This is a genomic window from Nocardia veterana NBRC 100344 (assembly GCF_000308855.1).
In the GTDB taxonomy this organism is placed as follows: domain Bacteria; phylum Actinomycetota; class Actinomycetes; order Mycobacteriales; family Mycobacteriaceae; genus Nocardia; species Nocardia veterana.
In genome coordinates this window covers 120,851-136,174 of the sequence record NZ_BAGM01000096.1, presented here as the reverse complement: position 1 = coordinate 136,174, position 15,324 = coordinate 120,851, and the positions used below count along the sequence as shown (strand labels likewise).

1 protein-coding gene (running past one end of the window) is annotated in these 15,324 nt (G+C 69.1%); it reads left to right on the top strand.

Features of this window, described 5'->3' with window-relative positions; genetic code table 11:
- Position 1 precedes the first annotated feature (1 nt).
- On the top strand, positions 2 to 15,324 hold the 5' portion of the coding sequence (locus tag ON37_RS18320) for an amidase family protein (RefSeq protein ID WP_040720835.1). Its footprint extends 14,371 nt past the window's final position; the window shows 15,323 of its 29,694 coding nt (coding positions 1–15,323); it begins with the start codon at positions 2 to 4; the stop codon falls past the right edge of the window.

Here is a 15,324-nt window from a genome sequence, read left to right as displayed (position 1 = left end):
TATGTTGTCGCTGAACCCGGTGGTTCAGCTGCGGACGATATTCGAGACCCTGCCCGATCCGGTGCGGCGGCCGATCGAGGCGGTGGTGTTCGGCGGGGATCTGCCGCGAGCCGACATCTCGAAGATGCGGTGGATGGCCACAGAGCTGCGGAACAAGGCCGCCGACTTGGAAACTCACACCCTGGACGTGGAAAGCTTGCTGACACAGCAGGATTCGCTGGGCGCGTTCGGTGATCGACTGCGGGAGGCGCTGCGCGCGCAGCAGGACGGCGGCGCCAAGCTGCGCGAGCGGGCGCTGACGTTGGCCGATCAGGCCGACGCGGCGGCCAACGAAGCGGAGAAGACACTGTGCGTGATGTTCGCGTTCGGCATCGAGCTGGGCTGGCGGATTCTGCGGATCCTGACAGCGGCCGCGGTGACCGGCGCGGCGGGCCAGGTAGCGGCCGCGCCGGCCGTAGAGGCGGAGTTGACGAATGGCCGCGCCGAGGTCGAGGTGATGCGAGCGGGCTTGAAGGAGGCCTACGCACGGCTTGCGGCGGCCGCGGCGACCAAGCTGTCGGGGGTGGGCGCCGTCCGGTTCGCGGGCACGGTGGGCCGCGCGGCATTGGTGCCCGCCGCCGTGGACGGGGGGGTGCAGATGTTGCAGGTCAAGGCCGGATATCGGAACCTGTCGCCGGTAGGGGACAACGGCGAGAACCCGACCGGTATCGATAGGAAGTCGATTCTGGCCGCGGCGGCATCGGGTGCCGGTGGTGCGGTAGGCGGGGCGCTGTCCGCGGCGGTCGCACCTGCGGTGTTCCCGCGGTTGCAGACCAGCCGCGCGCTGGCCGGGCTGGTGCACGGACTGGCGGGGGCAGTGGCGGGCGTGGGTGCGGCAGCCATGGTCACCGGCTGGCCGGAAGGCTTCCACCACATTCTGGCGCCGATGATCAACGGCGCGTTCGCTGGATCGGTGCACGCCCAACCCGGTGCCCACTCGCGTTCCGGCGCGGCCGCCGAACCGGTGATCGACGGCCATGGCCAGTTCACCCGACCCGATCCTCCCGCAGGCGCGCCTCCGGTGCACATCTCGGCGGAATCTCGGCAGGCGTGGGAGACCGCGCGGAGGGTATGGAATACCCAGCCGGACAACGCGACTCCAGACGCTGCCCCGGGTGGGCCCGGGAACTCAGCGGCCGCCGCTGGGCACGGTGCCGCGCCGGTGCCGACCGTGGCGACCGCGCCGCCGGTCCCCACCGCCACACCACTGCCGTCCACCGCGGCCCACCCGAGCGGGACGACACCGGTGTCGTCCGGCGCGGCGTCGTCCGCCCCGTTGGCCGCCGCAGCACCCCACCCCGCGCAGCGCGCCCCGGGTGGTGACGAACTCGCCCGCAACAGAGCACCGGTTTCGCCGCGCGTGAGTTCCGGCACGGAAACCGCTGCCCCGCCGAAGGTTTCGACGTCGGCCACCCCACGCGTGGGCGACGAGGCGGTTTCCGTTCCCACACTGCCTCCGGGTGGCGAAGATCAGGGCTCGGCCGCGGCTGTCCCGCGTGGTGAGCAGCAAGCAGGCGGTGAGGGGCAGCGTTCCGGCTCGGCGCACGGAGCGCAGGTGCGCGAAGGACGAAGCGCAGAGCACCCCGGCGACGGGGAGGCTTCCGTCCCAGCAGACGGCCCGGCGTCCGAGCAGGCTCGCGGCAGCGAAAGCGGGGACGCCGCACCATCGTCCGGGCGACCTGTGGCCGAGGGGGGAGGCGGCGCCCGGGGTGACCAGCGGCCCGGCGACGGCGAAGCAGAGGGCTCGGCTGCCGCGCAGCGTAGGGAAGGCGAGGGCGCGGGCATCGTCGCGAAGGACGGTGCGGCGACCGGGCGGCCTCACGGCAGCGAAGGGGAGGGCACCGTCGCTGAGGACGGTGTGGTCTCCGGGGAGCCGCGCGGCGGCGACGAGCCGGGCTCCGTTGCGGGAGACGGTGTTCGGGGCGAGCAGCGGCCGGCTGGTGAGGAGCAGGGGGCCGATGCCGAGCGCGATTCCCGCGACGGGCAACACGAAGGTGAGGATGCCGCCGCGCAAGACGGCGCACACAGCGGGCAGCAGGGGGAGGACGCGAACCCCGCCGACGGTTCCGCGGCGGAGGACAGCGCGGCCGGGGAACAGAGGTCGGGCAACGAGGACACAGGTGACGCAGGGGAGGACGGCGCGCAGGGGGCCGAGGCGGGCCGGCGCGCCGGGGAATCCGGCGACGAGCCAGGACCGGATTCCCGAGATCGGGCCGAAGAGGTGCTGGCCGATTTCCACGCGCGGTCGGGGGATGACGTTCCCGAGGAGCTGAGGCTGTCGAATCTGCCGGACGAGGTGTTGCAGGCCAGGTTGTTCCACACGGACGCGCACGAATCCCTCATCGCCGGAATGGAAATCATCCGGCGGCAGACGGCCGACAGAGTGCCCGGCGGGATGGTGCTGCGGGGCCCGCAGTTGCAGGGCGGATTCGAGATGGCCCAGCGACCGGTGCAGATGCTGCCGGGCCAGGGCAAGACGCTGATGTTCATGTCGTACTCGCTGCACCAGGCGGTCCAGCACGGCTCGGTGCTGCTGGTGACGACCGCGGACGGGTTGGCGCACCGGGAGTTCACCGAGTATCGGAAGGTGCTGAGCCGCTACGGGATCGACGTGGTGCGCGCCGACCAGCGGACCGGATTCGGCAACCTGACGCCGGGTCGCCACACGATCGTGGTGGCCACCGGCGAGACGGTCGGGCACCTGTGCAACGCCGGCCACAAGCCGCCGCGCCGCGCGGTGATCGACGAGATGGACGCCATCGTCGACCGCGGCGAAAAGACCTTCATCCGCTCCGAGTCGGCCCCCGGCGGCGCGCCCGAGGCGACCGCACGTGAGGTGTTCGCCGCCCACGACTTCCTCGCCGACGCGCTCGCGAAAGGCGGACTCTCGCACGAGGATTTCGGCTTGAAGCAGCTGGCCGAGGAAGTCGACGTGCAACTGCCCGACGGCACCTGGGAGGTCGGCACGGAGTACTGGTACGACGGTAAGGCGGCGCTGACACCGGCGGGCAGGGCGAAGGTCGAGGCGTTGCCGGGCGGACAGCGGTGGCTCGACGGGATGGGGAAGTCGCGGCTCGAGATGGCCGCCGCCGCGGAGTTCACTACGCGCAACAAGACGCACTACGTGATGGATCAGGGCAAGATCGTCATCGTCGATCAGGGCGAGCACGGTCTGCAACGCAACACCCAGACCTCGAGTGAATCGCGGTGGAGCGCCGAGAAGGGCAAGGCGAGCCTGGCGCAAGCGGTGGAGGCCAAGGAGATTCGCGCCGCCGAGGCGATCGGGATGAGTCCCGAGCAGCACGGCATCGTGGTGCGGGCGGACACCGATTCGCCCGAGAGGATCACCGCGGCCGAGATCTACGGCACGGACCGCTTTTTCGATCACATCACCGGCGCGTCGGGCACGTTGACCGATCTCGGTCACGTGTTGAAGATCGTGTACGGGCTGAACGAGCCGCACGCGATCGATCCGTTCAATCCGTCGCGGTTGGTGGAGGGCCAGCCCGACGTGCACGAGAACACCAGGGCCAAGCTGAACGCGCTGGCCGGTTACGCCCATGAGATGTGGGACGGCGGGCAGGGCCGCTTCCAGGAAATCCTGTGCCACCGCAACGATCTGGTGGACAAGCAGGTCAAGGCGCTGCTGCGGGCGGGGGTGCCGCGCGAGGCGATCGAGGCAGTCGACGCCGACCGGATCGCCAAGTGGGGCGCGGACTGGGAAAGCAAGCTGCAGGAGGTCTTCGACGCCGCCGGTGAGCAGGGCAAGATCCTGGTGATCAACCGCCAGGGCCAGCGCGGTGTGGACATCTCGGTGTCCGATGCGGTCGAGGCCAAGGGCGGCATGCACGTGTGGATGACCGAGGTCCCCGAGCACGAGTACATCTACGAGCAAGCCAAGAACCGCACCGCCCGCAACGGCAAATCCGGGACGGCGCAGGCGTTGATGTCGCCACAGGACGCGTTGATCCGCCAGGCCATGCACCTGCGCGGGGTCCGCGAGGCGGTGATCACGTACCAGGACGCGGTCGCGGCCCATCGCGACGATCCCACGCCGGTCACCCACGATCAGGTCGTCGAGGCCGCCGACAAGCTGGGAGCGTTGGTGCCCGGGCTGCAACAGCGCGCCCACCACCACGCCACCGACGCCTTCATCCGAACCTACGCGCCCCTCGTCAACTCCTCCGCCGAGCTCGGCCCGCAGACCGCCTGGGCGCCAGGCGATCCCGACCAACCCGACACCCTCGCCGACCGCTCCCGACGGCTCGCGACGCTGCTGGGCATCCAGCCCTCGACCGCGACGGCGCTCGCGACGGCGCTCGACGAAGGCGCTGCGCGGGGCCCGAACACCGCACTCGCGCAGAACGAAACGCTCGGCCGTGACACCGTCGCCCGTACGGAGGCGCCGAACCGCAACGACGCGCTGAACCGGGAGGACGCGCTCGACCCGAGCCTGGCCCGGGACACCGCGCTCGACGAGTCCGCCACCCGCACCGACGCACTGTCCGGACTGCTCGCACGGGCGGACCTCCTGCCGGCCGCCGAGACGCTGCGCCAGCACCTGGACTCGACCGCACCCGGAAAAGCCGTGCAGTACGCCCTGTTCACAGACGAACAGGCGCGTGCGCAACTCACGCCGCTGCGCGACCGGCTGGCCGAAACGCTCGGCCTGGACCCCGCGGCCATCGAGGGCGCGGAGGGTATGCGTCATCTCGGCGCCGCGGCCACGGCCGCCCAACTCGACCTGGCCCGTGCCCTCGACGAAGACGCGGCCCGCTCCAGCGACGACGCGATTCGAGACCCGGCCGTACCGATCTCGGGCATCACCCCGGCCACGGCACGTGATGTGTTGGGCGAGGCCATCTCTCGGCGACTGCTCGAGGAGAGCACCGGCACGCTCGCCGACCCCGCGTCCCATCGTGCCGACGCCGACGACGTGGTCGGCGCGGCATCGCTCTACCTGGCCACCACCGCCCTGCTCGACCTGGTGACCGAAATACACCGGCGCAGTCTCAACAGCTGCGTCAACAACGGTGTGACCGCCATGCGCGTGTTGTACGAGAACAACGCCGACCAGTTCACCATGCCGCGCGGCGGCATCCCGCTGCGAGGGCACCTCTGGGACACCGTGCAAGCGTCGTTCCGCGGCGGCTCGGCGAAGTACTTCCTATCGCTGGACGAGGCCGTCGAATCGTTGAAGAACCGTCCCGGCGGCGCGCAGGTCCTGGTCTACAGATGGAAGAACACCGAGAAAAAGGGCAGCAGCGACGCCGACAACCACCTCGTGGTGCTGGTCAACGACAGCAAACCCGGCGAAAAGCCGAACCTGGTCGTGGTCGACCTCGCGGCCTCCCGCGACGGCAGAACCGCCGACGATTTCGACGCCATGGACCTGGCCGACCGCCGCACCCTGCTCAACAAGGCCGTGAAATTCGACAAATGGCGGCGCGAACAGCAGAAGTATCTCGACCGTCTCCCTGAGTCCGAACACCTCTTCCAGACAATAGATTTCGACGCGAACGGCGATTTGGTCACCGGCGCGTCGATGCGCGATATGCCCCCCGAGGAGACCCTGGATCAGCCCGTCCCAGTGGACGAGGATTTCCGGGACCAGGTGGAGCACGCGTTGGCGGGGGTGTCCGCTCTCGCACTCACCGGCAGTAGGCCGTCGGACACCTCGACTACGCGAGAAGAGGATTCGGGCGCCGGTGTCACCGACGGTGTCGGTAGTCGTCCGTTCGATGACCCAGCCGTAGCGGAGCTGTGGGAAGCGGTGCGTGAGTTCTGCGATGAGCGGGGGCCGTTCGGCAACGCGCTCCTCCGGCCCGGGCCCGGGAACGCGTGGATAGTCGGCGGCGACGATGATTCCGCGCGGCTTGTCGTGGTGATGACAGACCACCCGGCGGGCGGTGGTGTCGATCGCCGGGTGGTCGATGCGCTGGTCCAGGCGGGTATTCCGGTGGAAACTCAGGTATTCGGAGTAGGTGAGGACGGTCGTCCGGTGCGGCGTGTCCAGTCGCTCGAGCCGGCAGTGCCGGGCGAGAGCGCGATCTGGCAACGGCTGGGTGCTCTATTACCGAGAGTAAGGGAGGATTTGGCCGGTCGGCTCGGGGTGGGTATCGACTCTGTGGTCCTGTCGCGACTGGCGTATCCGATGACGGATGTGGGCGAGCGGCTGGCAGGTCTGGACGAGCAGGGTTGGGCATCCCTGCGGCACAAGCTGTCCAGCGAGTGGGTGGGCCGGATGCAGCAATGGATGGGTGCGGCAGTGGTTCTCGATGCCGACAAGCAGAGGTTCAATCTGAATGACGCCGAGCGGGAGGATTTGACGCGCAGAAGTCGCGAATTGTCCGCCGGGCTCGACTCTCTTATCGGGGAGCTTCCGAGCGATGGCCTCGCGGCCAGGGCGTTGCCGGATAGGGACGAGCCGGTGATGTGGTTGCGGTGCCTCGAGGCCGAATCCAACGCCGGGACAACCTCATCGCGCGCCCAGGCGGCGGCAGGTCTGGCCGAGCTGTTGGTGGCTTACGAAACCTTCACGATCGTCGAGGGCTTGTTGCTGCCGTCCCGCCCGGAGCGCAGGGGGTGGACCGGTGAGGGACAGGCCGACGCGCCGTCGGTTGGTGCCCGGCCGTCGGACTCGGGATCGGGCGAGGAGGCTCATCGTGCAGCGATCGAGCGTGAGACGTCCGTCAGTGGGGTACGTGGATCCGCGCCGGATCTCGCAGTCACCGGCGGTAGGCCATCGGACACCTCGACCCCCAGCGACACCGCCCGCGAAGTCCCGCGAATACCGGAGGAACTCCGTGCGGCCCTCGGTGAAAAAGTCCTCGGCCGGATAGCGCCTGCCGATCGCGACCCGGCGAACGCGCGCGACGCGAAGAAATTCGTCATCGAGTGCTACTGGGATTACCAGCGGCGCGGACAGAGCGAATACTCCGCCGCGCGCAGCGCCCGCCAAGTCGTCGTCAACATCGAGCGGCTCGCCAAGAAGCGCGGCGTCGTTGTACCCGACCTCCTCGCCGACCTGTACCGGGCGGGAGCGACCGCGTCGACGTGGAAGGCGGTCTGGGCCGAACGGCGATCCAAGGGCTCCGACCGCATGGGCAGCCGGCCGTACTCGGATCCGGAAATGGTCGCCACCGATGTCGATTTACACGGTGCGATCGGCGGCAGACCGCTGGACGACTTGGACTACGCCGCAATCGCACCCATGGTCCACGGAAACGAGTGGTCGACCGACCCCGCGCTCGGTGAAATCTGCAAGCAGCGTGGGTTCGACGGGTTGCCGGTCGTCGCGGCGGGGACCGAACTGGACGAGCTTATCGCCGCGGGCGGCCGCGAGTTCTTCCGGGGGGTGAGCGCGGCGGAGCACGTCGAGCTGTTCCGCAGCGGCCCCTACTTCCCGGGACGATGGCAAGGTGCCGACCACGGCAACGGCACGTATGTCACTACCAGCAGGGAATCGGCGCTGGACTACGCCGAGGATGACCCGGAGCACGTGATCCGGATGGTGATGCGGCCCGAATCCCTGGCGCGAGCTGTCGATTTCAGTCGAGTACGCGCCGAGCAGCGCGCCGAACTCGACGCCATCGACGGCGAACTGGAACGCCTCGCCGACCTGGCGCGGGTACCCGAGGTGCTCGCCCGCGAGAAATATCTTCGCGACCGCCGAGCCGTGCTCGCGGACACGGGGCGGTTCGCGGCGGCGATGGGATACCCGGGCTACCATGCCGTCGATCCGGGGCGTCGCTTCGGTGAGGTCTGGGTGATTCTCGACCGGACGTCGGTCACGGTTGACGAACTTCCCCAGGCTCCCGCACCGGCCCCGCGGCGGCCCGCGCGCACCGTGCCCGAGCCCGTCGTGCGAGCGCCGGGTGAGATCTCGCGAATCATCGCCGGCCTGGGCGATCCGCGGACGCCACCGTCGGACACCGAGCAGAAGCACGAGCATTCCTCGGACGCGGCGCGGCCGGACCCGCTTCGCGCGACGCGAGAAGAACTGGCGCAATGGGTCACTCGCCTCTCGGACGACGCGCTTCGGACCCACCTTGCCGATGCTCACAACGACACCTCCGCACGCATCTCCGCAATGCGGCGCGGGCAGCCGCCGGCCGTCGAGGCGGTTGTCGGCGCGGCTCGGATGCAGACCGCGCTGGCCGCTGAACAGTGGCGGCGCGTCGACTACGGCGACACCGCGGCGGTGTCCGTGGTGGCGGCGGCCGCGACCGACGTGTTCGACGTCGTCGGAGCGCTCCATGATCCCGCAGGACGTTCCGTGCCCGGCGATCTCGACGAACTCACCCGATTCCCGGAGCGTGTGGTCGCCGCCGCGGAACTCGGCACTGGGCGCATCATCGACGCGGCGGAGTGGGCGAGACTCGCCGACGAGCACCTGATCGCGAGCCGGGACGCCGACTGGGATCCGGAACTGATGCACGCGTTACGCGAACTACCCACGCGCGCAGCCGAGTTCGACGCCGCCCACACCGCCTCGGACCGGGTCTTCGGCGAGGCGGCGTGGCGGTATGTCCCCCATGCCTACCGCGCGGCGCTGTATTTCCTGACCCGCACCCGCGATACCGAGCGCGCTCTGGCCGTGTTGCGTGATGCGGACCATGCGGTGGCGGCCGCGGCGGACCGTCTGGGGCCCGGCACGCCGGCCGCGGCGCTGGGACTGTCGCTGTATCAGCTGCGCATGGACGTTCATCAGGCGATCGTGGCGGCGGGCGGCGCGGCCGCCTCGGTCATGCGGACTGCCGCACTGCACGCCCTTGCGGCGCATCCTATTCTCCCGCAACTGTTCCAGCGCGCCGTAGACGATCTCGACGTCCTGGCCTGGCAGGGCTCCGACACGCCGAGAGCGATCCGGCCGTCCTACACGGCGCATCGGCTCACGTCCGAAGACCTCTCCGAGGACCCCGATGCGCGATTGCTCACGGTCCCACCCCGAGCCATCGGTGTGAACGCCGGACATTTCGTCGCGCCGAATGGTTCGTCGGTGGAACGTCTGACCAGCGGGTCGCGCGACATCTCGTTCATGTCGTTCGTGATGGACCGGTGGGGACGCATGATGGCCGCCGACGACCACGAATTGCTACTGCGGCTGATGTCGGCCATGGGGGACGAACTCGCCGGCTGGGGCACGCTGGCCGTCGACGACTCCGGTCGACCGGGCGGCCCCGTTCGCCCCTACCGGGCCGGGGAGATCTTCGATCCGATGGGCACCGCGCAACTGCGCGATGTCCTGGAACGCGGCGGGATTCGCCTCGACGACAGCACCTTCGACAACGAGAGCCTGGGCGGGGTGTGGCGAGGCGACCGGCCGCCGATACCGCATCTTTTCGACATGGCGGCGGTCGGTTTCGAACGCAGCATCGAGGCACTGTTCGCGGGTTACGGCGACCGATTCTGGGTGAAGCCCGACCGCGAGAACATCGCGCTGAGCCACAACGAAATACGAATTCAGTTGTCCCTCGCCCCGCTGCGCCGCCGGCCCGGCAGTCTCGAGGTCGTCGTAGAGCGACAGCGCGAGCGCGTCACCGTCCGTTATCGCGACGCACAGCTTGGCACCGAACCCGACCAGGTCGCCCCCGTCTTCGCCGCGCTGCACCGGCGCATGACCCGCTGGGTAGCCGACTCCGGCAACGTCGACTGGCACCCGGACACCGCCGAGGTCGTTCGCAGTTTCGAGCAGCACCTCGACCGAGCACAGCGGGAAGCTGCTTCCGAGCTGCCGCCGGACAGCGACGACCTGCCCGGCCTCGTCGGCAGCCGTCCGTCGGCCGACGAAATGTATTCCGCCGAAAGCGAATTCGCTGACGATGTACGTTCGGTGAACGAAGCGGTGCGAACCGGGCGCGGGCCGCTACGCGCCGAGCACTTCCCGCTGCCGGGTATGCGGACGCGGACCGATGATCCGGACGTCCTCGCCCGCTTGCGGTTGTTCGCCCTGTGGCAGGCGTCCGTGGCGAACCGAGGTCTGGGCAAGCTGGCCAGCCGGTGGGAGGCGGCGGCGACACCGAGCGCGCGGCGCAGAGTGCTCGCACAGGTGTACTTCTGGGTTTCGCACCAGCGTTATTTGCCGCAGGTGCGGGCGACCGAGCGTGGCCCCGTCGGCACCCCGGCGCTCGCCACCGCCGAGGCCATCGGCCGCGTGATCCGAGCGCGGCTGGACGACGAGGCGCCGGGAGAAGCGACGCTGCGGAACACAGTGCGATTGCCCGACGGTACCCGGGTCGACGGCAACAGTCTGAGCGCGTTCGCCGACGGCCGATTCGTGATCGAGACCGCATGGCCTGCCGATCAACGGGTGATCTTCGATGCCGCACTTGTCGTCCTGGCCGAATTCGCCGAGCAGAGGTCGGCGAATATCTCGGTCGACGCGCTGGGGCGTTTCGCCGACGCGGTGTACCTGCTGTATCAGGCGCCGCTCATGTCGAGAGGCAGTGACGCGACCATTCGGACCTTCGCAGCGTCGGTGCTCACCTTCGTGTCGGGCCGCCCGCGGGGGCTACCCCACGATGTCGATTTCCAAGCGATGGCGCGGGGCCAGTCCGACTTCGCCGACTGGCTCACCGGCATACTCACCCGCGAAGCCGACCCCCGAACCGTGTCTGCGGACCCCGCGGCACACGGGCCCGAGCACCCCCGCGGCCTGATCGGCGGCCGCCCCTCGGAGGAGGCCGCGCCCCTGGCGTGGGACGGCGTCGACCCGGCTGTCGTCGCCGCCGAATTGACGGCCAAATGGCCGCGGCTGGAACGGGTTTCCGGGTTCGATCTCCCGGGCGCGGATCCCGAAGCGCTGCGCGAGATCGCGCGCGCCGTCGATGACCTGTATACGCGCTATCCGCACATCAATATCCGCGAAGTGCGGGTGGTCGACCCGAGCGAACTGCCGAACAAGGACAGGGCCGGGCGCACGGTCCCGACGACCTACCCGGACGGCAGCCCCGGCAGCATCATCAAGGTCAACGCGCATCGGCTCCTCGACGCGGACCGCTACCGGACGATGCGGGAGGGATTCGTCGAGAGCGGGTTGCATCGCCGAGGTTCGGAGGTCAGGCCGTTCTACCGTTTGATCCAGCATGAAGGCGGCCACGCCCTGGATTATGCCCGGCCCTACAGCCACATGGTCCTCGCCGATCTCCTCGAGACCTATCTCAACCACACCGATCGCACACTGCCGTTTCTCACTTGGCTCGACACGGGACCCGAGAACGACTCCGACGGCACTGAACCGTCCGGGCACATCGGCAGCAGGCCGTCGGACGACTCGTACATCCTGGGAGGCCTCACCTCCCAGCAGGCCAGGATCTTCGACCGGGCGCGAAACGGACTGACGCACAGTGACATCGCAACCGACGAGACGGATCCGGCCGCCCGGCTGGCGGTCGCCCACTACGCCACCGAGCGCCGCGCCGACCTGCTGCGGGAACTGTCGGACCTGCTTGCGCCCGAGAACATCGCTCCCGAGGAACTGCTGCGCACCGGCTCACCCGACTGGGAAGCATGGTTCTCGAGGTACCGGGAGATGCGGCGCGATCTGGCGCGAAAGCTCGAGATCGAGCGCGGCGCGGAGGCGGACGACCGGTGGCTCCGCCACGTGCTGGACGGCTGGCGCGAACAATACTGCGCGACACCGGAAATCCTCGCGGCCGGACGCGAGTTCGACCACATGGTGCCGATCGCGAGGCTGGTCGACGACATCCAGCGCCTCGACACCTGGGCTCGCACGGTCGAGGCGGTGGAGGCAGAACTCGACCGGCGCGCGGCGGACCTGTCCGGCCTGCTCGGCCGGGCGCACGGATTGCTGCGGGCGGCCACCGACTTCCGGGCGCACGGGGAACTCGTCCCGATCCTCGGCGCGGCACTCGCGACGGCCGAACGGCTCGCCGCGGAGCGGCAACGCCTCGAGCGGCAGGCGCGCGAACTCTTCACCCTGGGCAGGGCTGTGGCCGAGGACGAACGGACGTCGTTCGACGCCTGGAACCGGCGTCTCCGCGTGGCGGCTCGGCGCTATCAGGTGTCGACTTCGGATTCGTGGCACGGGATGACACTGCTGCACGCCCGGCTGCGCTGGCTCGCGGCGGCCGCCGAGGACCCCGAGCACGAGTTGGCGGCCGATATCGACGAGTTGCGACTGCTCGCGGACCGCGCGCAGGCGGCGGTCGAACGCTACGACAGAACCCACCTGTTGAACGCCGACCTCGACGCAGCACTCGACCTCGCTGATCGGACACTGACCGGAGTGCCCGCCGCGACGGACGGGGCGACGTGGCAGCTGTCCCAGTTCCCCGATTTCGCGTCGTTCGCGGACCGCCTGGCGGCCGTCCGGGACGATGTCGCGCACCGGCGGCAACGGGCCGTCGTCGCGCTGCGGGACGATCCACGCGGCGAAGACGAAATCGCCAGGGCCAGTGCGCGACTCGGCCGGATCGACACCGTGACGGCGGCCTTCGACGAAGCCGCGCACCGGAAGACGCTGGGCCGGGTGAACCTCATCCGCCGGATGAACGAGCATCTGCGGCACTATCCGCTGGACCGGCGGATGGCCCGGGGCGAACTCGAACCGGAGCTGGCGGTGGTCCTCGAGGCGTGCCGCGTCAGCGCGGCCGCGCTGCCCGACGACGGGTGGGCGGAGCGGAGTCCCGCACAAGTGCGCCGGCATGTGGACGAGTGGCGGCGCGACGGTGAACCGGCGCAGCTGGTGCAGCAGGGCGAGCGCTACCTCAGCCTACGGCTGCTGGCGGAGGCGTTCGAAGACGACAATCCGTGGAACAACTGGCATCGGTGGCTCATCGGGCACGCACCCACGCTCGAACAGCTGATTCACGCCCGGATGACGGCCGAGGAACAGCGCGCTACGACCTACGCCCGCCTGCGGGAGCTCGCCACCTCCGGCGAACTGGACCTGAGCCGGTGGCGTTCCCTGCCGGAGCTGCGCAAAGCGTTGCACCGCAGGGTGAATGAGGAGCTACGCTGGCTGAGTTCGGTATTGGGTGCGGAGGCTCCGGCGGCGCTGCACCAGCTGATCGATGCTCCGGGGGACACGGTGTCGGTGGCCTCCCTCGAGACGGCGGTCATCGAGGCGACCCGGCTGCTGCCCAGCGGTCGACCACAGGACCTCACAGCGCACCGGCGTGCCGAACATTGTCTCGACGTCATCTCCGCGGTCGACGCCATCGACCATATCGACGACCAGACCGCGGAGCTCGACAAGTTCGACGCCGATCTGGACGCATGGCTGGACAAGGCGATGGACACCGTCGGCCGCGCGGGCGGGCTGGCGATCGAACCCGACGAACCGAGCGGCACCATCGGCGCTCGCCCCTCCGACGAGCCCGGCGGCGCCTCGGAAAACGGTGCGGCCGGGGTCTTCTCGCCCGGCATGTCCGCCGCCGAGGTGCGCGCCGCCGTCGCGGGCGCGTGGACCGACCCCGAGGGCGCGCCGGTGGAGTATCCACCCGAACTGACGAATGTCGCTGCGCTGCTGGTGGATTACGCGTTGCAAGGCTCCGGTGAGTACGGCGTGCGGATCACGTCGTCGACGACTTCGACCGGCCCCGGATACACGGTCCGCGGGTCCGTCGGAGGTCTCCATGTCCCCGCCTCCTACCAGCCGCTGATCGACAACTGGGGCGGCGAAATCTTCGCTGATTTCGAATGGACCGACCCGGGCGACGGCTCGGCTGCCACGTGGTCCGCGCGGCTGTGGGGAGACCGCAAGCGCTTCGAGCGACTGTCCGCGACCCTGCCCGCGCAATTAGCCGACTCGATCCCGGGTTTCCCTGCCCAGCAGACGCTTCCGGCGCTCACCGAGGCATTGCAGACGGCCTCGACCGGCAAGGGAGTGGGACGAGGCGGGGGCGGCCTGGGCATCGAATCGCGGGACGGCCGGCTGCGGGTGCGGGTGGGCGACGGCGCCGCGTTCCTCCTGGGGACGCCTGGCGCTTATGAGCAGACGATAGCTCCGGGCGACCCGCAGGGCCCGTCGGGTTTCATCGGCAGCAGACCACATGACCCGGCGATTCCCCCGATCGATCGGATCGAGCAGCTGGAACGGCGTCCGGGAGTAACGATCGAACGGCTGACGTTCGCGGACGGGTACCAGACCATCCGCGAGACCTACGACGATGTGTGGGAAGCCGTGGTGAAATGGACCGACACGTTGATCGGCCGCTCGGTCGGAGCGCCGGTCGGCGAAATACGGATGGAACCGCCCCGATACCACGTTCTCTACCGAGACTGGCTTGCCGTCAGGCCTCGCGCTGTTCCCCATGCACTGGATCGGCTCGCAATCTACGAAGCCATTACCGGGCAGCGGACCGGCCTCGCCGAGGTCTTCGTGCGCGGTGCGGGCCGGCGCAGGGTATGGCGGGACCACCACATCCCCCGGCAGACCATCATCGACATCGGCCGGCGGGTGAGCATGCTCGGAGACATGCTGTGGCAGTTGCCCTTTCCCGACGCGGTCGTGAACACGGCGCTGGAGAGGCAGCAGGAGGCGATGGACGCGCTTCGCGAGATCGCGGCGCACGCCGGGAAGCCGCTGTTCGCGATCGGGCTCGACGACGCGGCGAAGGCAAAGACCCGACTGGTCGAAACGTTCAAGCTGAAGCATCCCTACATCGAGGTCAGCGGGTTCGACTCGCCCTACGTGCTGGAGAGCGCGGTCGAGCAGATCCTCGGGAAGCTGGACGTCCTCCTCGACAAGTACCGATACACTCCGGGTTTCCGGAAGCTCATGACGAATATCCGTGTGCTACGAGTCGATTTCCTGGGCTCGACGGTGCGGGCGGAAGCCGGATTTCGAGGCGATCGGCATACGGATCCCTTCGAGGGCACGAAAGTGACGTTCGATCTGCGGTGGGCCAGTGACCGAGAACTGGGCGAGGAGGGCGCCCGGGAGAAAGCATCTTGGGGAGCGAAGACAACCGACGGGCAGCCGTACGCGGACACCGCTCTCCACGAATTCGTGCACGCAATCGACCACGCGTCGAAGTACGAACTCAGCAACAATCTGCTCACGGTGTTGCGCGAAGCCCACTCGAAGCTGAAACAGCACGGTTTGATCGACAGTTTCGAAGAATGGCTCGGCCGTCTGCCCGGCAATGCTTACTACCCGCATCTCACCGAGGTCCGGGCGCGGCGGAAGGCGCTCGTCGTCGGATTCATGGACGCAGAAATCGGCGGCACCTACGTCGGCACCCCCCAATGGGTGATCCACGAGTACGTCACCGATCTCCGACCACCCGAGATCAACCGGAATACCCGAATAGGCAC